Raw genomic sequence first — 22,284 nt, 5'->3', positions numbered from 1 at the left:
TTGTCATATGGGAGGTGTTTTGAGTCACGCAATAAGTCTAATTCAATTGGCCCAAAGCATCGGCGCCGAGCTGCATCTAGCCGGCACTGATACTCAAGATACACTCATTAGTGGTTTATCTACCTTAATCAAAGCTGGCAACGGTCAGCTTTCATTTTTGTCGAATAAAAAGTATCGTAGCCAACTTCAACTAACGATGGCGCAAGCCGTTATTTTACATCCAGACGAATTATCCCATTGCCCTTGTTCTGCCCTTGTTATGAGTAACCCATATGTTGGGTTTGCCAAAGCGGCACAACTACTCGACACCACTCCAGAACCCGCACACGAGATATCACCTCATGCGGTTATTGGCGAAAATGTTACATTGGGGAAAGATGTTAAAATTGGAGCAAATGCTGTTATTGAATCAGGTGTGATACTTGGTGATAATGTCATTATTGGTGCTGGATGTTTTATTGGTAAAAGCGCTCAGTTAGGTGCAAATACAAAATTATGGGCTAATGTCACTATTTATCATGACGTGATAATGGGTACGGATTGCTTAGTTCAATCTAATACTGTTATCGGTAGTGATGGTTTTGGCTATGCCAACGAAAATGGCCGCTGGATTAAGATCCCTCAGCTTGGCAGTGTTGTCATTGGCAACAGAGTCGAAATAGGCGCTAGCACTACAATAGATCGTGGTGCGTTAGACAATACTATTTTGGCTGATGGAGTGATCATTGACAATCAATGCCAAATTGCCCATAACGTTGAAATAGGTGAAAATACTGCAATGGCGGCATGTTCTGTGATTGCCGGCAGTTCAGTTATTGGCAAAAATTGTAGCATGGCTGGTTTAGTCGGTATTAATGGTCACATTAACATATGCGATAATGTGATTTTTACAGGCATGAGTATGGTCACTAAAAGTATTTCAGAACCAGGCGTATATTCGTCTGGTATACCCGCTGAAGCCAACAGAGATTGGCGCAAAAATATGGTAGCATTGCGAAATATTACTAGCCTTAATCAACGCGTCAAAACATTGGAAAAAAACCAGCAGCAGTAGTGAATTAGCTACCGACTGGTTAGTTTAGGAGAACACCCTTTGTCTAATACAGTAAACACTCTTGAAATAGAAGATATCATGGATTTACTTCCCCATCGTTATCCATTCTTGTTAGTCGATAGAGTGACAGATTACACTCTCAATGAGTCTATATCCGCTTATAAAAATATCACTTTTAATGAACCTTGTTTTACTGGGCATTTCCCTGGTAAGCCCATTTTCCCGGGGGTTATGATCCTTGAAGCCTTAGCCCAGGTTGCTGGTGTATTAGGTTTTAAAACGGCTGGTAACTCTGACGATTTGTATCTTTATGCAGGAATCGACAAAGCGCGTTTTAAAATGCCTGTCGTGCCTGGCGACCGTATGGATATGGAAGTAGTATTAATTAAAGAACGTCGTGGGATTTGGAAGTTTCATGGGGTGGCCAGCGTTGATGGAAAATCCGCATGTGAAGCCGAATTTATGTGTGCCATGAGGAAATTATAACTGGTGATCCATTCTACTGCCATCATTCACCCCTCTGTTAAACTGGGTACAAACGTTTCAGTTGGCGCCTTTTGTCTTATTGGCGCTGATGTCAGCATTGGTGATAACACCGTGCTTGAATCTCATGTGGTAGTGAAGGGAAAAACTACCATGGGCAAAGGTAATCATATTTATCAATTTGCTTCTGTTGGCGAAGATTGTCAGGATAAAAAATATGCTGGTGAGCCGACTGAATTGATTATGGGTGATAACAATATCATCCGTGAGTCAGTGACTATTCATCGTGGTACGGTTCAAGATAAAGGCGTTACCAAAATTGGATCTAATAACCTACTGATGTGTTTTGTGCACGTTGCCCATGATTGTGTTATTGGTGATAATAGCATACTAGCAACCGGAGCAACTCTTGCTGGGCATGTGCGTATTGGAAATTGGGTTATAATGGGCGGTTTGACCGCTGCCCATCAATTTTGCCATATTGGCGACCATAGTTTTATCGGTGGTGGCGCAATTGTCTTAGCAGACGTACCGCCTTTTGTTATGTTAGGTAACGATAGTGTGCCTCGTGGTATCAATTCTGAAGGTTTACGCCGTCGCGGTTTTGATAATGAGACCATTATGCAGATCAAACGAAGTTACAAAATCTTGTATCGTAACGGCAATAGAGCAATAGAAGCCGTTGAGAAATTAAAGGAATTTGCAGGCGATAACCAAGAAGTAAAGCAATTGGCTGACTTTGTTGCCAACTCCTCACGAGGCATCATACGCTAAATCATGAGCGACAAAATATTAAGGGTAGGCATTGTGGCTGGCGAAGCCTCAGGCGACATTCTTGCAGCGGGCCTTATCAAACAACTTAAAAAACGTTATCCAAATGCTATTTTTGAAGGCATAGCTGGGCCGAAAATGCAGGCTCAAGGCTGTCAAAGTTTATTTGAAATGGAAGAATTGTCAGTGATGGGATTAGTCGAGGTCTTATCGCGGATCCGCAGACTGATGTTTGTTCGTAAGTCTATGTTACATCACTTTTTGGCTAATCCTCCCGATGTGTTTATAGGTGTAGATGCCCCTGACTTTAATTTAGGGCTAGCATTAAAACTTAAAGAACAGGGTATTAAAACGGTGCAATATGTCAGTCCAACTGTATGGGCATGGCGTGAAAAACGTATTTTTAAGATAGCTAAAGCCACTAACCTAGTATTAAGTATTTTTCCCTTTGAAAAGCAAGTGTATGACAAACATCACATCCCATGTGAATTTGTGGGACATACCATGGCTGATGACATTGCGATCAAACCCGACCAACAAAAAGCGCGTCACGCATTAAAACTTAAAGAAAATGAAATTATTTTAGCCTTGTTACCAGGTAGTCGGAAACGTGAAGTTGATACTTTACTCGATGTGTTTATACAATCTTGCTTGTTATTAAAGCCAGATGTAAAACAACTGAAAGTGTTAATTCCCGTTATAAACCGTCAGCGTAAAGCACAGGTAGATGAGTATATTCAGACACACAAACCGGATTTGAATATTCAGGTTGTTATCGGTCATGCCAGAGAAGTAATGATCGCTTCTGACGCGGTGTTACTTGCTTCTGGGACAGCTACCCTAGAAGCCATGTTATGTAAGAAAAATATGGTCACCGCCTATAAACTTAGCGGTTTAACTTATCAACTGATGAGGTGGTTATATAAAGCCAAATATTTTGCTTTGCCTAATGTGTTAGCCGGTGAAAAGTTGATCCCTGAGTTATTACAAAACGACGTGACGCCAGAAACAATTAGTGAATTATTATTACCAATGTTAACTATACAAAATGACGATGCGCAACAAGCATTAATTACTAAATTCGAATCCTTGCACCAATCACTTAAAAAAGATGCTGACGTCCAGTCTGCCAGCGCTGTGGCTAATTTGATTGAGCAACAGCCATGAGCCAATTAACAGCCACGAGTCAGCTATTGGCTGGAGTGGATGAAGTAGGGCGAGGACCACTAGTGGGCGACGTAGTAACCGCGGCCGTTATCCTTGATCCACAACATAAAATTGCGGGGCTGGCCGATTCGAAGAAATTATCTGAAAAGAAACGTGATATTTTAGCTGCCGAAATTAAACAATATGCTTTAGCTTGGTCAATTGGCCGCGCCAGCCCGCAAGAAATTGATGAACTCAATATTTTGCATGCCACAATGCTTGCCATGACCCGTGCGGTGCAAGGTTTGTCGATCCAGCCGACTCATGTAATGGTTGATGGTAATCGTTGTCCAAAATGGGATTATTCAAGTGAAGCCATAATTAAAGGTGATGGTTTAATTGCCGAAATATCGGCAGCCTCTATTATTGCAAAAGTAACGCGAGATAAAGAAATGTTAGTTTTGGATGAGCAATACCCAGAGTACGGTTTTGCCAAACATAAAGGTTATCCCACGGCCTATCATCTAGCTAAGCTCGCCGAGCTTGGACCATTACCTCAATATCGAATGAGTTTTAAGCCGGTGCAGCAGTCCCTTGTTATGCGCGACGGCCAGTTAGCAGGCTCTTAAATGACAGAACAATTACCGCAAACAGAAGTTAACTTTGTACATTTACGTGTGCATAGTGATTATTCGATGTTGGATGGGCTGAATAAGGTCAAACCACTTATCGCCCATGTTAAAAAGCTTGGTATGCCTGCGGTGGCTATTACTGACCAGATGAATATGTGTGGTTTAGTTAAGTTTTACCGTCAGGCTCATGCTAATGGTATCAAGCCTATTATCGGCGTGGATTTTTGGGTGCAAAGCGACGAATTAGAAGGTGCTTTGTTCCGCCTTACTTTGTTAGCAATGGACAACAAAGGCTACAAAAATATTACTCTGTTGGTTTCCAAAGCGTATTTGCGGGGCAGTATTAAAGACAGAGCCGTGATCGACAGAGATTGGTTAGTCGAACACACCGAAGGCGTGATTATATTATCAGGAGGTAAATCAGGCGATTTAGGCATGATGCTGACTAAAGGTAATATGGATATTGCTCAGAATATCACTCAGTTTTATCAACAACATTTTGAAAATCGCTTTTATTTGGAATTGACCCGAACCGGAAGAGCCGGTGAAGAAGACTATATTCATCGGGCGGTAGATTGGGCACAACAGTTCGACTTGCCAGTGGTGGCCACAAACGAAGTGTGTTTTGTGGACAGACAATATTTTGATGCACACGAAATTCGTGTGGCTATCCATGATGGTTTTACATTAAACGATCCCCGCAGACCTAAAGAATACTCCGAACAGCAATACTTACGCACAGCTGAAGAAATGGTAGAGATATTCTCTGACATCCCTGAAGCCATACAAAATACAGTAGAAATTGCCAAACGCTGCAATGCCACAGTACAACTAGGTACTTACTTCCTACCTGACTTCCCCACTGACGGCATGGATATCAAAGACTTTTTGGTCAAGGTATCTGAGGAGGGGCTAGAAAGACGCTTAGCGTTTCTGTTCCCAGATGAGCAAGTGCGTATAGCAAAACGCCCTGAATATGATGAGCGCTTAGAGATCGAGCTTAAAGTAATAAACCAAATGGGTTTCCCTGGTTATTTCTTGATCGTAATGGAGTTTATTCAGTGGAGTAAGGACAATAATATTCCTGTTGGTCCGGGCCGTGGGTCTGGTGCCGGTTCACTGGTGGCTTATGCATTGGATATCACCGATCTTGATCCTCTTGAATATGATTTGTTATTCGAACGATTCTTGAACCCTGAACGGGTATCTATGCCGGATTTCGATGTCGATTTTTGTATGGATAGACGTGATGAGGTTATTGATCACGTGGCCGAAATGTATGGCCGTGATGCGGTATCGCAAATTATTACCTTTGGTACTATGGCGGCAAAAGCCGTGGTGCGAGATGTAGGGCGAGTTTTAGGTCATCCGTATGGCTTTGTTGATCGTATTTCCAAACTTATTCCGCCCACTCCGGGCATGACCCTAGAAAAAGCTTTTGTTGAAGAACCTCGTTTACCTGAATTATACAATCAAGACGAAGACGTCAAAGAACTTATCGACATGTGTCGAATTCTAGAAGGTTGCACCCGTAACGCCGGTAAACATGCCGGTGGTGTGGTGATTGCGCCAACAGTGATTACTGATTTTGCTCCGCTTTATTGTGATGATGAAGGTAAAAACCCGGTCACTCAATTCGATAAAAACGACGTTGAGACCGCAGGTTTAGTTAAATTTGATTTCTTGGGGCTACGTACACTGACTATTATTCAGTGGGCGATTGATATGATCAAATCGGGCAAGGGCATTGATGTAGATATCGCGTCTATCCCGTTGATTGACCCAAAATGTTTTAGGGTTCTGCAAAATGCAGAAACCACTGCGGTTTTCCAGCTTGAATCCCGTGGTATGAAAGAGTTAATTAAACGCCTCAAACCAGACAGCTTTGAAGATATTATCGCACTGGTAGCACTTTTCAGACCCGGCCCATTACAATCAGGCATGGTTGATAACTTTATCGACCGTAAACATGGACGTGAAGCCGTTTCATACCCTGACGCTGAATATCAGCACGAGTGTTTAAAAGAAATTTTAGAACCCACCTATGGCATTATTTTGTATCAAGAGCAGGTTATGCAGATTGCTCAGGTGATGTCTGGTTATAGCTTAGGTGGTGCCGATTTATTACGCCGAGCTATGGGTAAGAAAAACCTCGAGGAAATGGAGAAACAGCGGGAGTCATTTGAGACTGGAGCCAAAGAAAACGGTATTGATCCTACTCTTGCGATCAAAATTTTTGATCTAGTAGAAAAATTTGCGGGTTATGGTTTTAACAAATCACACTCCGCCGCTTACGCTTTGGTGTCTTATCAAACGTTATGGTTAAAGACCCATTATCCCGCTGAGTTTATGGCCGCTGTTATGTCTGCAGATATGGATAACTCAGACAAAATTGTGACTTTGGTTGATGAATGTAACCGCATGGGCATAACCATCTTGCCTCCCGATGTTAATGCCGGGAGCCATAAGTTTACTGTTGATGAAGAAGGGCGCATTGTTTACGGCATTGGTGCAATCAAAGGTGTCGGTGAAGGCCCTATAGAAGCGATTATTGAAGCTCGGGGTGAAACTGGCAAGTTCAGAGATTTATTTGATTTTTGTGCCAAAATTGACCTTAAACGAATTAATAAGCGCATCTTAGAAAAATTAGTGTTGGCAGGTGCATTAGATAATTTGGGTCCACATCGAGCGTCATTAATGACTTCATTACCTGATGCTTTAGCGGCCGCTGGTCAACATGCTAAGGATAAGACGTCGGGACAATCAGATATGTTTGGTTTGTTGACCACTGAGCCAGAGCAAGTACAACAGGCCTTTGCTGATGTACCGCCTTGGCCTGAGAAAGTCTGGTTAGATGGTGAAAAAACCACCTTAGGCCTATATCTTACCGGGCATCCGATTAATCAGTACCTTAGTGAAATCAAACATTATGCGCCTTGCCGCTTAGTTGACCTTAAACCAACTAATAGAGACCAAACCGCTTTTGCAGTGGGGTTAGTATTAGGTGTTAGAGTGATGACCAACAAACGAGGTCGTCGTTGGGCGTTGGTAACACTCGATGATAAAAGCGCTAGACTGGATGTCAGGTTTTTTCCTGATATGCTTGAGCAATACGAAGAATTGCTGCAAGAAGACAAAATATTAGTGATAAGTGGACAGGTCAGCTTTGATGAGTTCTCTGGCGGCAATACAATGTCGGCTCGTGATGCTATGGACTTAGTCCAAGCCCGTGAAAAAAATGCCAAGGGTTTACAGGTGCATTTAGAATCAAGCTGGTGTAATCCCTCAACAATAGCTAAACTGCAAACAATTTTACAGCCTTATCAAGGTGGAAGTTGCCCAGTTCAGGTACATTATGTGCATCCAGACGCAAAAGTAGATTTAACCTTGGGCGCGCAGTGGTATGTTACTCCCCAAGATGAGTTACTATATGACTTACAACAGCTGTTAGGGAAACCTCAGGTTGACTTAGAATTTCACTAACTCGTTTATACAAGCGAGAATGTAAAAGCCGAAAAGCTGTAAACAATTATTATTAGGTGTTCAATGAGTGTAAATTTTTTAGAATTCGAAAAACCTATCGCCGAATTAGAAGCGAAGATTGAAGAGTTAAGGCTAGTCAATCAAGGGGGAGAATTCGATGTCAATATCGAAGAAGAGATCACTAAACTTCGAGAGAAAAGTGCCGAATTAAGCCGCAAAATTTTTGCCGATCTAGGCGCTTGGCAAGTTTGCCAACTAGCCCGTCATCCAATGCGGCCTTATACCTATGACTATGTCGAGCGAATCTGCACTGAGTTTGATGAGCTAGCAGGTGATCGTGCTTTTGCAGACGATAAAGCCATAGTGGGCGGTTTGGCTAAAATTGATGGGCAGCCAGTGATGATTATTGGTCATCAAAAAGGCCGTGATACCAAAGAAAAAATTAAGCGTAATTTTGGTATGCCTAAACCTGAAGGTTATCGTAAAGCCCTACGTCTAATGGAAATGGCTGAACGTTTCAACTTACCGATCATTACTTTTATCGATACCCCAGGTGCCTATCCAGGCGTGGGCGCAGAAGAGCGTGGTCAAAGTGAAGCTATCGCGCGTAATCTTAAAGTGATGTCGGGCTTAAAGGTGCCTATCATTTGTACTGTGATTGGCGAAGGTGGTTCAGGTGGTGCATTGGCAATTGGTGTAGGCGACAGAGTGAATATGCTGCAATACAGCACTTACTCGGTTATTTCACCAGAAGGTTGTGCTTCTATTTTGTGGAAAAGCGCCGATAAAGCGCCACAAGCTGCTGAAGCTATGGGTGTTAGTGCTGGGAAAATTAAAGAATTAGGATTGATCAACCAGATTGTGAGTGAACCCTTAGGTGGCGCCCACAGAGATCATGACGGTATGGCGGCTAATTTAAAGGCTACGCTTAAACAGCAATTAGCACAGCTTACTAGTTTATCTACTGAAGAATTGTTAGCGCAACGTTATGAACGATTGATGTCTTTTGGTTATTGTTAAATAATCAGAACTATGTAGATTGAAGTTAATTTTATAGAGCCATCTTTTAAGATGGCTTTTTTATTGGAAAACATGATTAAAAATGTCGCTACTCAATATACTCAAAGAACAATTATCTGCTGAGCCGCTTTTGTCGGCGACACATATAGTTGTTGCCTACAGTGGTGGCGTGGACTCCCATGTTTTGTTGCACGCTCTGCATAGTCTAAGACAACAAGAACCGCGTAACTTCCAGCTTAACGCTATTCATATTCATCATGGTTTAAGTCAACATTCAGACCAGTGGCAAGCACATTGTGAACAGGTATGTGCCAGCTTAGATATCGAATTTCAAACCGCTAATGTCGAAGTACAGAGCGCTCCAAGACAAAGTCTTGAAGCGCAAGCCAGAGAAGCGCGATACAACAAGTTAGTTGCATTGGCGCCAGCTAACAGCCAAGTGGTACTTGGACAACATCAAGACGATCAACTCGAAACTTTTTTATTGCAGCTTAAACGAGGGGCTGGGCCTAAAGGTCTGTCAGCTATGAATCGTGCTTGGGTTGTCCATTGTCCATTACAATCAGGCAAACAGGTAGGATTTTACCGACCATTATTAGATACCACTCAACAAATGATTTTAGATTATGCACAGCAGCACAATTTAAAATGGTGTGAAGATGAGTCTAACCAAAATACTGATTTTGAACGTAACTTCTTACGTCATGATGTGTTACCTATTTTACAAAATCGTTGGCCTGAAATTGCGCGCTCGGTAGCTAGAAGTGCCGCTTTATGTGCCGGACAACAAAGTCTATTAGATGAAATTTGTCATGAAAAACTCAAACCATTAAAAGCTTCTGCAGACAGTTTACATCTCCCCGCTCTTAAACAATTGAGTCAATCCTGGTTGCACCAATTAGTGCGTTATTGGTTGTCTGAATTGGGCATTCAAAGTCCATCAGAAGCGGTGTTAAAGCAACTTAAGCCTGAAGTATTGGACGCTGCTGCAGACGCAACGCCTATTTTACAGTGGCAAGGTTGGCAGTTTAGGCGCTTTGATCAGCAGTTATTTGTGATTAAAGCTAAGCCTGTTATTGATAATCAAGTATTGGTTTGGCAAGGGGAGCAGCAGATGCTTCTTCCTGGCGGTATTGGGGTATTGCATTTTGAGCCATGCTCTCAAGCAGATGCCGAAAGTCCGACATTCGACCCCATTGCTGGGGATCTCACCTTGCAATTTGGTGGTTACTCACAACGTTTTACCCCTAAAGGGGCAGGGCACAGCAAACCATTAAAACAATGGTTTAAACAGTGGGGAATTCCCCCTTGGGTGCGCAATCAAGTTGTATTATTGAAACAAAATGAACAACTGTTAGGGATCTTGATACAAGGGGCGTGGCATCCTGCACAAGATTATATTCTAGGTACCAGGGATGCAGTGGTTATTGAGTTTAGTAGCCCCTCAGAACAGAAGGGCTAATTTGAGTTTTATCTGTAAAAATTAAGCAACTGACTGATTAAAACGTGCGCGGGCTATTTTAGTGGCTTCTAACATGTTTTTTAGTGCTGGCGTGACCTCATCCCAGTTTCGGGTTTTTAAACCACAGTCAGGATTCACCCATAAGTTTTCTACAGGTATTTTAGTGCTAGCTTGTTCAAGCAGCGCCAAGATGGCTTCTACACTGGGAATATTAGGTGAATGAATATCATATACGCCTGGCCCTATTTCATTGGGGTATTGGTAACTATCAAATACCCCTAATAACGCCATATCTGAGCGAGATGTTTCTATAGTGATCACGTCCGCGTCCATCTGTGCAATTTGTTTGATGATAGCGTTAAAGTCTGAATAACACATATGGGTATGTATTTGTGTGTTATCTGCCACCACGTTAGAGCAGACTTTAAATGCGTTTACTGAGTTATCTAAATAGGCTTGCCAATGTTGCTTATGCAAAGGTAATCCTTCACGAAATGCAGCTTCGTCTATTTGTATTATTTTGACCCCTGATCGCTCTAAGTCTTGTACTTCTTCACGTATCGCCAGAGCAATCTGCATGCAGGTATCTGCCCGTGCTTGGTCGTCTCGTACAAATGACCAGTTCAAGATAGTGACAGGTCCAGTCAACATGCCTTTAACTGGTTTGTTGGTTAGGGATTGGGCATAGTTAATCCAGTCTACCGTCATGGCTGATTGGCGCGAAACATCACCAAAAATAATAGGTGGCTTGACGCAACGGGAACCATAACTTTGTACCCAACCTAACTGACTAAAAGTAAAGCCGTTTAACTGCTGACCAAAGTATTCCACCATGTCATTACGTTCTGCTTCACCATGCACCAATACATCCAAACCGAGGGCTTCTTGTTTTTGAATACAAGCATGTATCTCAGCTTTAATCTTTTCTTGATATTGAGTCTGGTTTATCTGACCGGTTTTAAATTGTTTACGAACCGCACGAATATCGCCAGTCTGAGGAAATGATCCAATAGTAGTAGTAGGTAAAAGTGGTAAATTTAACTCTTGTCTCTGCTGTACCTGTCTTTGCGCAAAAGGACTACGTTGTGCTTGAATAATGTTATCTATCTGCTCCATGTTTTGGGCAACTTGTGCATCGTTAACTAATGCCGAATGATGACGGGTTTGAATACTAAGTGCATTGTTTTGTAAGGCTTCAGCAATACACTCTCGACCTTGTAATAATGCTTGGTTGATAAGCTGTAATTCATCCAGCTTATCAACAGCAAAGGCTAACCAGTTTTTCACTTCTTCGGGGAGTTTGTTTTCACGCTCTAAAGAAATAGGTACGTGTATTAAAGAGCAGGATGGGGCTATCCAGAGTTTTTGTCCACGGCTGAGTTGTAGAGGCTCTAAAATATCAAGTTTAGCGGTTAAGTCAGATTTCCAAATGTTACGTCCATCGATAATGCCTACTGATAATACTTTATCATTAGGTAGCATCTTCTCTATTCGCGAGACTTCATCAGGTGCTCGCACCGCATCTATATGTAGCCCATCAATAGGTAACTGGCAGGCTAAGGTTAGGTTCTCTTTAAGTTCACCAAAATAGGTGGTGAGTAATAGTTTGGTTTTTCTGCTGATTAATGACTGATAAGCGAATTTAAATGCCCATTGCCAATCATCAGTTAATTCTGTAGCTAAAATAGGCTCATCAATCTGTACCCATTCCACCCCACATTTAGCAAATTCGCCAAGTAACTCAGTGTAAAGGGGCAGTAACTTCTCTAGATAAGCCAATTGGCTACTGCCATCTTTGGTTTTGCTTAACCACAAATAGGTAAGGGGCCCAATGATCACCGGTTTAGGATTATAGCCTTGTTTTCTACTCTGAATAACCTGCTGAATAAGTGGTTTAGGGTTAAGGCTAAAGCGTACTTCGTCATTTAACTCCGGCACTATGTAGTGATAATTGGTATCAAACCATTTGGTCATCTCAGCAGCGCTGATGGCACAACATGAGTCGTTTTTGGGCTGGGCGCCTCTTGCTACAGCAAAGTAGCTTTCAAGTTGACTGCTGTGGTCAGTGTTTTCTAAGTGTTTCACTTTTGCAGGAATATGCCCAAGTAGAAAACTGCTGTCTAAGACATTATCGTATAACGAAAAGTCACCAATCTGTGCGTAATCGAGATACGACTGTTGAGCCAGTCGTTGTTGTTTTACCTGCTCGGCCTTCGCAAGTAGTGTGGGTTCGTCTATTTCTTTACGCCAGTATTTCTCTAAAGCAAATTTAAGTTCGCGGTTTTCACCTATACGTGGAAAACCTAAGTTATGTAATATCGCCATCTTTTATCTCGGTCATTCATTTGGATGGCAAAACAATAGCGAGTCTGATTGATTTAAAATAATGGTTTATTTTCAAGTAACCATGAATTTTATTCATGTATCATGATGTTGTTTTAACCAATTAGGCATGAATATAAATGTTAGAGCGTTCTCATTTAGTCATTATCCGTACTGTTCACGAGTTGGGCACTCTCACTGAGGCTGCAGAAAAACTCTGTTTGTCACAATCAGCATTGAGTCATGCCATTAAAAAACTAGAAAATTATTTTGGGACAGCTGTGTGGATAAAAGAAGGTCGTCGCCTTCGCCTGACCCAAGCGGGTCAGACCTTACTCAACTTGGCGCAAAGGTTGTTACCTCAGTTTGAACACAGTGAACAAATTATTAGTAATATTGCTGGTGGTGGACAAGGCTGTTTAAGAATTGGCATGGAGTGTCATCCTTGTTATCAATGGCTACTGAATATTGTTGGTCCGTTTTTAGAGCAATTCCCAGATGTAGACTTAGATGTAAGGCAACGCTTTCAATTTGGCGGTATGGGGGCACTGTTAGGGTACGATATTGATATGTTAGTCACGCCAGATCCCCTATACAGCCTAGCGTTAGAATATTTACCGGTATTTGATTATGAACATGTGTTGGTGGTGCCAAAATCCCATGCTTTAGCCAATAAACCTTGGGTAGAGCCTTGTGATCTGAGCAACGAGGTTATTATTACCTATCCTGTTGAACCCTCTAGGTTGGATATATTCAGTCAGTTTTGTCACCCTGCTGGCATAGCCATTAAAAAACATGTGCAAATAGAGGCAACGGAGATCCTGTTACAAATGGTAGCTGCGGGTAGAGGGTTTTCAGCATTGCCAAAATGGTTAGTTGAAAGTTATCAAGAAAGTTTAGGTATTTGTCCGCTCAGATTAGGTAAAAAAGGTTTATATAAAACAATTCATCTTGGTTTTAGAAAAAATGAACAGCGCCCCGCATACCTAAATCAGTTTATTCAAATGGCTAGAGAAAATAAAACAGAGTTTTTAACTGCTATTACCTAAGTGGAGTAAATTTTTCTTAGATAAAAGGTTAATCCTGAAGTACGCCAGCCTTATCAATCCGTTCATTGTACTCATTTACCTTAGTTTGTTGAACTTCAGATAATGTGGCTTCTTCTAACGTCTCTAAGCATTTTTCTACACTAAGGGTTTCTTCATCGGATAGTCCGTCTTCCTCGGCTAATATAGCCAGCACTTTTAATAGAGTAATAGTAATGTTGGGATTATTAGGCGATAATTGTGCGGCTTGACACAGCAAATTATAAGCTGGTTTATAGCGCTTGTTTTTGTAGTAGGCGGAAGCCATTTCACCCAATTCTTTTGGGCTATAACGAATGTCTTGTCGCTCTTTTGATTCTTGCTCTAAATATTCGCTCAACACTTTACCTGTAAAAGAGTCATTCTCAACATCATCTTTCATCTGTTCAAGCAAACGCATCGACTGTTCCCATAAGCCAACTTCATGAAAGGCTTTTACTTTATCTAGATTATCTTCAAAATTTTTCAGGGCACTAGCGCGTGAATGTTCTAACATCACTTGTTCTGCCTGCTTTTTATTTTGTCGCAAATTCAGGCGTCTTACTTCGATAATAGTGAGTTGGTCGGCAAGATCTGAGGTGGAGCCAAATTCTTGTTTTAAGCGCTCTATTGATTTTTCAATGCTAACTAATACCTTATCTGATTCAGTATCAGATAAGGTTGCCGCAAGATCTAAACCAGAGCGAATAACATTTAATTGTAGATCAGGTGAATCATGAATTGAGTTTTTTGCGTATTTAGCGATATTTTTGGTGGCTAAATATTGCCCAACTTTATCATGATTTAATCTTGCTAAATTCCACGATTTTCTATTACGTTCAATACTTCGGGGAGCTAATTTTGTGGCCTCTTGAATAATTTCGTAACCTTGCTGGTAGTCTTCATTATCAATATGATATTCCGCCAGTAGATCGTAGGTAGCAAATTTTGTATCGTCTCTTTGTAATAACTCTGTTGTTAGTTCGGTGGCTTCATCAATCTTGTTTTGTTTGAGTAAGGTGGCCGCTAACCCAAGCTGAACCCAAGCGTACGAATAACTTTTAGCTAGTTTCTGATAAAATTCTTGGGCTGCTTGATACTCTTTTATATTAAATAAGCTTTTGCCAATTAATCGATTAATATGCGGATAATACATGGTCAAAGAGGGATCTTCTAACTGGCGTTCGGCGTAGTAGATAACCTTTGGGTATTCATTTTGGTCAAAATAATAACGCAAGGCGTAAAGTTTTTTCTCGATAGTGAGGATGTGATGAATACGTTTTATTACTTTGGAACGATCCAAAGGTTTGACCCAAAAATCAGTGGGCTCCATTTCCACTACGCAGTTGACTAAACCTTGGCTGGTGTCCGCGCTTAGGAAAATGACACAAGTGGTTTTGGTGATGTAACCTTTGTACTTCATTTCTTCTAGTAAGTTAAAACCATCTTTGTCACTTTTGACGTCAAAGGCAATCAATACCATGTCGAAACGTGTTGTTTGACATAATCTTAAAGCAGAGTAAGCATTGTGGGCACTTTTTACCTGTTTAATACCCGCATCAAGTAAAGCGCCCCTAATCACAGTATGCACCAAAGCCTGAGCATCTATTATCAGCACTTCAATATCGGCATTCGGCTTCTGCGCAGGTATTTTGAGCAAGTATTCAGTCCTTTGTTTTTTGTTATATCAATCAACAGTTTAAACTCAATAGCTAATCTATTATTGTCGGTAGTGATTGTCTAGTAAATAATCACGATCCCTTAAAATACGCAGTTTTTCACTTTAGAAACAAAAACGTATTTGAGCCTATTGAGAGTGCCGCTTAAATACAAACTTGGTTTCGAGTTTTTCACCATCATTGTCTATTACCACAAAGACATGCATCTCATTGTGACTAATCAATTTGTAGGTATAACCTTCAAAATAAACGGCATTGTCAGTTAGCCTTACCAACTTAAAGTCCATACTCTGATCTTTTTCTTCCCAACCAATGAGATCTTGACCAAAATGTTTAAGTTGTAACAGTAAACTGCCTTGATGTTCTGATATTGTCATTAACTCATAAAACTTCACTTGGTTGTTTTCAGTAAACTTGAAAGAAGCCATCATCGAGCCCGCCATGGGGTGTGACCAAATCTCTTCAAACTGACCTCCCCAAATTTGGCCTTGCCAGTAGCCGGATATCCACTTTAGATCTTCAATCGAAGCTGCTGGTGAGTTTTGTTGTTCGGCTAGGTATTCGGTTTGAGGGGGAGTCGTGTTTTCCGCGAAAGCTGTGTTTAAAGGGCCAATGAAAGTTAGTAAAAATAAGCAACGAACATAAAAGGTAAACATAATTAATCTCACAAAAAATGAATGGTAACTATATGACGAATTAGCAAAGTTGGTTACGACAGATTTCAAATAAAGTGGTTGGCTTTTTAATAGATATTTTAGACTAATGTGCTTTGCATACTGGCATCTTTAGCATTTCTGATTTAAATCTCTTTGGATCAGTCGCTTACACATTAGTGATAATCCTAATCCAAGCTCGACTTTTTTGTCGAATATTTTAATGAACAATAAAAAAGCGCCTTTCGGCGCTTTAAGCTAGTTGGACATTTTTAAACTGAATACTATTTTGCGAACTTTTTACGTGCCGCAAAACCAAGTAAGCCGGTAAGCAATAATGCCATTGTTTGTGGTTCTGGAACTGCAGTAGCGCCGGCACCAACAATAATCTGTATTGAGGTACTTGCCGCTAGTCCACCGTTTGCGTCAAAAGCAGATAAGGAAATGTCATAAATGCCATCTACTGTAGGATCAAATCCTGGAATATACCAATGTGGCTTCCAGGAATTTTGTGCAACATTGTTTGACGAAATTAGTCCTGCGTAAGTTGCAGCGTCATTGCTTGCAGATTCAACTCCTGCACTTTGGGCTGTTGTGTTGTTACCAATCGAATGATCCCAAGCTACAACGCCACTACTAGGGTTAGGGTTAACATCATTGATTGGATCAAAAGTGAAAAAAGCAGCCGTTGCAGAAGGATCTGTGTCAAGTCCCAAGATGTAAGTGTAGCCATTCAAAAATCCACCATTACCATCAAAATTTGAATTGATTGACCATTCGAAGCTCCAAACACCCGTTGGGGAAGATTGAGTTGGGGCAACACCTACATCAAAACTATAAGTACCGTCACCGTTACTATTAAAAGTATTTTCTGCGGCTCCTGTGGCATTGTGGCGTATCTTACCGCGCAAACCTAACTCAAAACCATTCGCCTGATCAACAGTAAAACCGCCATTAGAGATGCCACTACCCATGATAACGTTTGAGGTTAGGTTAGTATCGTAAAGAAGAGTTGCAGATGCGGATGCAGACAACATACTTCCAAGAAGTAACGCTGCAATTTTTAATTTTTTCATGTTTTTTCCTTAAGTTTTTATAATTATAAATTAAAGTTCAATACCACTTAACTGAGACCGATCAAAATCAATGGAAACAAGCAAAAAACACACCATAAAAATTAAAACTTTATATTTTAATAGGTTAGAAATAATACATGCACTTTTTTTAAATAAAATGTAAATTTTCCCGACAGTTTTACTGCTAATAAAGCAGTTTTTTAAAAAACATCTACATTCTTCAAAACTATTTTGGGGGCGCTCGGAAGTCAGTTGGAGTTATTACAACATTAAGTAATCGGATAACAGATCTTCTAGACGTTTCGCAAACTAATTCAAATGACACAACATCTTTAATTTCAGGAATGAAGCGTTTTTTGGGCAAGCTCTTTAAGGCATTTTGGGATGAAAAATAATACCATGACATTTTTCGAAGATTTGAATATGCCTATCTTTGTGTCTATATTACTCGCGACTAGCAGCGGGTAGACAGATGGTTACAATACCAAATAACCATCAATAATGAATAAGCGGCCCGAGGGGTATTGGGATAAAGATTGTTAGATAAATTACCAGAGGAATCAATAATATATGTTAGTACGTTATTTTTTATTTTTTATCTTTATTCATTCGATGAACGCGATTGCGAATACTGAAACTATGCAAGTATACAGATGGACGGATAATTCTGGGGTAATCCATTTATCTGAATTCCCCCCTGAAGATAAAAATAATTCATTTAATGTAGAAAAAATTCAAGTACCAATCCCAGTTTCTGAGCCTCCCAAAGGACAAAGTAACAGTGCACGGATGGCAAATATTAAGAAGTATATCGACGATAGAAAAGTAGCTAGAGAATTACAGATAAATACTGTCAATACTGCAAAAACAAATAAAAATAATTGTAAACTCGCACAAGAGAACTTAGCACTTTATCAAAGTGGTCAAAGAATTAGAACAAGTGTTAATGACAGTAGTGCAATTCAAATATTATCGGAACAAGAGCGCATCAAACGCGTCAAACGATCAGAAAAAAATGTCCAATCTTATTGTCGTAAATAGTGAGACAGCTCTATCCAAGATGATGAAGTCTTGATTTCGTTGGCTTATTTATTCCTCTATATTCAAACTACTGATTTCTTGTTCTGTTTGAGCCACTAGTTGCTCCATGGTTTTACCATGAGGGACGGGTCTTTTACTCTGGGGATCCACTTGAACAAACACAATATCATCAGCGAGGCAGATGGTATTTTTAGTAGCTTTATTACGTACCAAGCAAGAAACGGTAATAGAAGTACGGCCGACATTTTTGGTTTCCAGACCAAATTCCACCACGTCACCCTGAATAGCTGGGGACTCAAAGCTAATTTCACCTATATGTTTAGTCACCAAACAATTGGTTTCTAACTGACATATCGCATAAATCGCAGCTTCTTCATCAATCCATTCCAAAGCGCGGCCACCAAATAACGCATTGGCATAATTCAAATCATTGGGCATAACTAATCGGCGGGATAAAAAGCGCATGGGTATTCCTAAATAAATTTTAATGCAATTAGGCATTATATTACCTACTAAACCAGTCAGCTGAAATTAATGCTTCAATCTAAGGTAGAATAAAGGCTAGCAGGGCGTTTTGAAAAACCTTACTAAGCTTAGATAATCTTTGATTGGCGCAGTTTGCCAATGACGCCAGTGTCATAATCTAACAACTCAGTTAACACTTCATCAGTATGTTCCCCTAGATTCGGTGGTGCCTGATGGTAAACAATAGGGGTACGCGACAAATTGATGGGGTTGCTGACAGTGGGTACTTTGCCATTTTCTGGGTGGGTGAGTTCATTTAACATTTTACGGTGTTTTATTTGTGGGTTATCGAATACGTGGGCAATGTCGTTGATGGGGCCACAGGGCACGCCTTTTATTTCTAACTGTTGTAACCAAAAGTCATTGGTTTTTGCTTTTATAAGTGTAGTCAATTGTTCAACCACAATCTCTCTATTGTTTACCCTTGCCTGATTAGTGGTAAATCGCGGATCTTCGAGCAACGCTTGGCATTGTGCCACCTCACAAAAATCTGCAAATTGTGAGTCGTTACCTACTGTTAAAATGATAAAGCCATCTGCGGTTTGAAAAGTTTGGTAGGGCACTATGTTGGGGTGAGCATTACCCATACGTTTTGGGGTTTCATGACCCACTAAGTAGTTCATGCTTTGATTGGCCAAACAGGCCACTTGTACATCGAGCAAAGCCAAGTCGATTTGTTGGCCTAACCCTGATTTTTCACGCTCTATAATCGCCGCTTGTATAGCTGTGGTGGCATACATACCGGTAAGAATGTCAGTCAAGGCTACGCCAACTTTTTGCGGGCCACCGCCAGGTAGGTGGTCGGGTTCGCCGGTCACACTCATCAATCCGCCCATGCCTTGTAATAAAAAGTCGTATCCGGCTCTTTGGGCATAAGGACCGTCTTGACCAAAGCCGGTTATCGAGCAATAAATTAACTTTGGGTTGATCGCCGATAAGCTCGCATAATCAAGGTGGTATTTTTGCAAACTGCCAACTTTGAAGTTTTCTATTAACACATCACAACTAGCGATCAGTTGATGAATAATTGCTTGTCCTTGTGGTTGCCTGATATCGACGGTAATCGACCTTTTACCTCTATTAGTCGATAAAAAATAAGCTGATTCTGTCGTGGCTTCACCTTGTTGATTTTGTAGAAAAGGAGGGCCCCAATGCCGAGTATCATCACCCTCTATTGGTTTTTCTACTTTGATGACTTCTGCGCCTAAGTCGGCCAACATTTGTCCGGCCCAAGGCCCAGCCAATATGCGACTCAGTTCAAGTACGCGGATATGTGAAAGTGGTGACGACATAGTTTGCTCAGAAATTACTAAATACCAGCGTCATCATACAGACCATATTGCCAATCTGCACAAATAAGTCCTCCCTTAACAGTTGTGGTTGCCTAGTTAGACTAATCTTGCATCGTGTATAATTGATATATCACATATTAACAATGGATTCTAAATGAGACCTTGTGATTGGTTTTACGTAGTATTTTTTGACACACTGATAGGCTAATGACTTTTCTTTATCTTGTGCCTGATTAGAAGACGTTAACATAATTACCGACTCAGAATGTCCTTCCCAGTTACTGTACATCTCTAGAAATGCATGCCCGTTCATACGTGGCATATTAATATCTAGAAAGATTACATCAGGTTGTGATGATAAGCCCTTCAAAATTTCTAGTGCTTCCTGCCCGTCATAAGCCTGTATTATTTCAATACTCGGATCGTATTCTTCTATCATATACTTTGCTAAGAAGTGGTCCATTTCGCTATCATCAATTATCATTACTAATTTAACACTCATACTTTTCCCCGTTATCTGAAACGTATTTTTGAGCGATAAATGCGCTCATGTTTTTACTCACTTAAAGGTAGTTCAAGTTTAAAAACTGAACCATCAGAGCAAGCTTCGTAACTTATATTTCCATGTAGGATATCCGCACTTTTTTTCATCATATATAAACCAAGACCAGAACCAAAAGATGTTCTAGGATGAAAGCGTTTAAACATCTTAAATAGGTTATCTCGTTGAGCTTCGGGCACACCCAAACCGTTGTCACGTACTTCTAACACAATATGGTTTTTGGTTTTGTAGCTAGATATCTTAATGAATGAGTTATTTTTATTGACGTCCTGGTATTTAATTGCATTAGATAATAAATTTTCAACGATTAGTACAACACGACTTTTCTTAGTTTTTAAATTGCCTGAAAAACGAAAATTTTGTTGTATATCAAGTCGACCAAAATTATCCATGTTTTTGAATTTTCCGAGTGATTCTCTCGCCAATATGGCAAAACAAATGCTTTCTTCATCTTCCAGTTCATTCTTGGTTTTAGTTAGCTGGAGAATGTCTTTAATGAGATTTTCAAGTTGGGAAAGGGATTTTTGAACAAATTCTGTACTTTCTAGAGCAAGCTCTTTTTTATCATTTTTAATGGCATCGGTAACGATATTAAGTAAACCAATCGCCGATACCAAAGGAGAGCGTAAATCATGAGATGTCCGGTATGAAAACTCCTCCAGCTCTGTATTGGCTTGAAGTATTTTTTCGTCCGCTTCTTTACGGGCAGAAATATCACGCACAATACCGCTGTACAGTGTACGCCCTTGAACATTTACTTCGCTTACTGATAAATCGAGTGGAAAAGTACTGCCATCTTTACGTTGTCCTGCAACTTCTCGACCTGTGCCAATTATTTTTTTCTCAGCTGTTTCATGATAATTCTTGAGATATCCGTCATGTTCACTGTGATACGGCTCTGGCATTAACATTTTGATATTTTGACCAATCACTTCTTCTGGCTTGTAGCCAAAGATTCCTTCGCATGCCTTGTTGTAGTGTTCTACGTTGCCATATTCATCAATAGTGATTAAGCCATCAACAGTATTGTCTAACACTGCCGCTAGGCGTTTTTGGGTTTCTTGTAATTCAGTAATGTCTCGAACTATACCACTGTAGATCCTACGTCCTTTGACATTTACTTCACTGACCGAGAGATCGAGGGGGAAAATACTGCCATCTTTTTTCTTACCTTCAACCTGACGACCTGTGCCAATAATTTTTTTGTCGCCAGTGTTATGATAGTTCTTAAGATAACCGTCGTGCTCTTTGTGATAAGGGGCGGGCATCAATACTTTTACATTTTTCCCAATTACTTGATTAGCAGTGTATCCAAATATCCTTTCGCATGCTCGATTGAAGGTTTCTATAAGGCCTTTTTCATCAATGGTAATCAGTCCGTCTACTGTATTATCAACAATGGCCTGCAATTTTGCTTGGTTATCTTTTAGTGCTTGTTCGGCCTGCTTGCGATCTGAAATGTCGCGAATGGTACCAACGAACATTTTTTCACCAGAAACGGTCATTTCGTTAACCCCAAGTTCCATTGCGAAAATACTACCGTCCTTGCGCTGCGCTTTTACCTCACGACCATTACCTATTACTTTTTTATCACCTGTAACTTGATAATTTTTGAGGTAGCCGTCGTGCTCATCATGGTATGGGGCTGGCATTAGCATTTTAACATTTTGGCCAATAACTTCATCGGGAGTATAACCAAAAATACGTTCTGCTGACCGGTTGAAGCTTTGGATACAGCCTAGATGGTCAATAGTAATAATGCCATCTATTACTGTATTAAGAACAGCTTCAAGCCTTGAATAATGGTCATCTACATTAATTGCTTTGAATGACTTATTTGCCTGTTTTTTAGAAGACATTTTAATATTATTAGAGTGGGGGTTGTTCCAAGCATAGATTAAATTTCGCTCAATCGGAAGTAGACTAAAGTACTAGTTAAGGCTTAAAAAAAGAAAATTATTTGTGTAGATTTTGTGTTGCTTAATAAAACAAAGCCCTCAAAGTGAAGGCTATGTTTAA

General features: G+C 40.5%; 18 protein-coding genes. 10 read left to right on the top strand and 8 right to left on the bottom strand.

Annotated elements, in window-relative coordinates:
- The first annotated feature begins 7 nt into the window (after positions 1–7).
- From lpxD to tilS, 8 genes are all read left to right on the top strand, one after another.
- Positions 8–1,054, top strand: a complete 1,047-nt coding sequence (gene lpxD / locus GARC_RS14030; RefSeq protein ID WP_039989670.1) for a UDP-3-O-(3-hydroxymyristoyl)glucosamine N-acyltransferase — start codon at positions 8–10, stop codon at positions 1,052–1,054.
- A gap of 39 nt (positions 1,055–1,093) precedes the next feature.
- Positions 1,094–1,540 (top strand): 3-hydroxyacyl-ACP dehydratase FabZ, encoded by a 447-nt coding sequence (gene fabZ, locus GARC_RS14025; RefSeq protein WP_007621214.1) that lies wholly within the window; start codon positions 1,094–1,096, stop codon positions 1,538–1,540.
- Positions 1,541–1,543: 3 nt separating this feature from the next.
- Positions 1,544–2,311: an acyl-ACP--UDP-N-acetylglucosamine O-acyltransferase gene (gene lpxA / locus GARC_RS14020; protein WP_007621213.1), complete on the top strand. Its 768-nt coding sequence runs from the start codon at positions 1,544–1,546 to the stop codon at positions 2,309–2,311.
- Between the two features lie 3 nt (positions 2,312–2,314).
- A complete protein-coding gene (gene lpxB, locus GARC_RS14015) occupies positions 2,315–3,475 on the top strand; it encodes a lipid-A-disaccharide synthase (protein WP_007621211.1) in 1,161 nt (386 codons plus the stop codon).
- A complete protein-coding gene (gene rnhB, locus GARC_RS14010) occupies positions 3,472–4,083 on the top strand; it encodes a ribonuclease HII (protein ID WP_007621210.1) in 612 nt (203 codons plus the stop codon). Before lpxB ends, rnhB begins: the two co-directional genes overlap by 4 nt.
- Entirely contained in the window at positions 4,084–7,569 is a 3,486-nt protein-coding gene (dnaE, locus tag GARC_RS14005; RefSeq protein ID WP_007621209.1) for a DNA polymerase III subunit alpha, read from the top strand.
- A gap of 63 nt (positions 7,570–7,632) precedes the next feature.
- Positions 7,633–8,589 (top strand): acetyl-CoA carboxylase carboxyl transferase subunit alpha, encoded by a 957-nt coding sequence (gene accA, locus GARC_RS14000; protein WP_007621208.1) that lies wholly within the window; start codon positions 7,633–7,635, stop codon positions 8,587–8,589.
- An 82-nt stretch (positions 8,590–8,671) separates the two neighbouring features.
- Entirely contained in the window at positions 8,672–10,051 is a 1,380-nt protein-coding gene (gene tilS, locus GARC_RS13995) for a tRNA lysidine(34) synthetase TilS (protein ID WP_007621207.1), read from the top strand.
- Positions 10,052–10,072: 21 nt separating this feature from the next.
- On the opposite strand, the gene metE is transcribed toward tilS, so the two are convergent.
- A complete protein-coding gene (metE, locus tag GARC_RS13990; RefSeq protein WP_007621206.1) occupies positions 10,073–12,376 on the bottom strand; it encodes a 5-methyltetrahydropteroyltriglutamate--homocysteine S-methyltransferase in 2,304 nt (767 codons plus the stop codon).
- Positions 12,377–12,513: 137 nt separating this feature from the next.
- On the opposite strand from metE, the gene GARC_RS13985 reads away from it, so the two are divergent.
- Complete coding sequence (locus tag GARC_RS13985; RefSeq protein ID WP_007621205.1) at positions 12,514–13,422, top strand: LysR family transcriptional regulator; 909 nt, start codon at positions 12,514–12,516, stop codon at positions 13,420–13,422.
- 28 nt (positions 13,423–13,450) lie between these two features.
- On the opposite strand, the gene GARC_RS13980 is transcribed toward GARC_RS13985, so the two are convergent.
- From GARC_RS13980 to GARC_RS13970, 3 genes are all read right to left on the bottom strand, one after another.
- Complete coding sequence (locus tag GARC_RS13980) at positions 13,451–15,097, bottom strand: response regulator (protein ID WP_007621204.1); 1,647 nt, start codon at positions 15,095–15,097, stop codon at positions 13,451–13,453.
- 147 nt (positions 15,098–15,244) lie between these two features.
- Positions 15,245–15,772 carry a DUF6265 family protein gene (locus GARC_RS13975; protein ID WP_007621196.1) on the bottom strand — a complete coding sequence of 176 codons (528 nt, stop codon included), beginning with the start codon at positions 15,770–15,772 and terminating at the stop codon, positions 15,245–15,247.
- Positions 15,773–16,053: 281 nt separating this feature from the next.
- Positions 16,054–16,845 carry a PEP-CTERM sorting domain-containing protein gene (locus GARC_RS13970; protein ID WP_007621188.1) on the bottom strand — a complete coding sequence of 264 codons (792 nt, stop codon included), beginning with the start codon at positions 16,843–16,845 and terminating at the stop codon, positions 16,054–16,056.
- A gap of 570 nt (positions 16,846–17,415) precedes the next feature.
- On the opposite strand from GARC_RS13970, the gene GARC_RS13965 reads away from it, so the two are divergent.
- Positions 17,416–17,886: a DUF4124 domain-containing protein gene (locus GARC_RS13965; RefSeq protein ID WP_007621186.1), complete on the top strand. Its 471-nt coding sequence runs from the start codon at positions 17,416–17,418 to the stop codon at positions 17,884–17,886.
- A 48-nt stretch (positions 17,887–17,934) separates the two neighbouring features.
- Here GARC_RS13965 and GARC_RS13960 read toward each other — a convergent pair whose 3' ends face one another.
- The 4 genes from GARC_RS13960 to GARC_RS13945 all read right to left on the bottom strand — a co-directional run bounded on the left by GARC_RS13960 (position 17,935) and on the right by GARC_RS13945 (position 22,124).
- The gene (locus GARC_RS13960; protein ID WP_007621184.1) at positions 17,935–18,351 is read right to left on the bottom strand and encodes an acyl-CoA thioesterase; all 417 of its coding nucleotides are present in this window, start codon (positions 18,349–18,351) and stop codon (positions 17,935–17,937) included.
- Between the two features lie 128 nt (positions 18,352–18,479).
- Complete coding sequence (locus tag GARC_RS13955; protein ID WP_007621182.1) at positions 18,480–19,703, bottom strand: CaiB/BaiF CoA transferase family protein; 1,224 nt, start codon at positions 19,701–19,703, stop codon at positions 18,480–18,482.
- A 130-nt stretch (positions 19,704–19,833) separates the two neighbouring features.
- Complete coding sequence (locus tag GARC_RS13950; protein WP_007621179.1) at positions 19,834–20,205, bottom strand: response regulator; 372 nt, start codon at positions 20,203–20,205, stop codon at positions 19,834–19,836.
- Positions 20,206–20,258: 53 nt separating this feature from the next.
- The gene (locus GARC_RS13945) at positions 20,259–22,124 is read right to left on the bottom strand and encodes a PAS domain-containing protein (RefSeq protein ID WP_007621178.1); all 1,866 of its coding nucleotides are present in this window, start codon (positions 22,122–22,124) and stop codon (positions 20,259–20,261) included.
- Positions 22,125–22,284: the final 160 nt, after the last annotated feature.

The organism is Paraglaciecola arctica BSs20135 (genome assembly GCF_000314995.1).
GTDB classification, from domain to species: Bacteria; Pseudomonadota; Gammaproteobacteria; order Enterobacterales; family Alteromonadaceae; genus Paraglaciecola; species Paraglaciecola arctica.
This window is presented reverse-complemented; position numbering and strand designations above follow the sequence as displayed.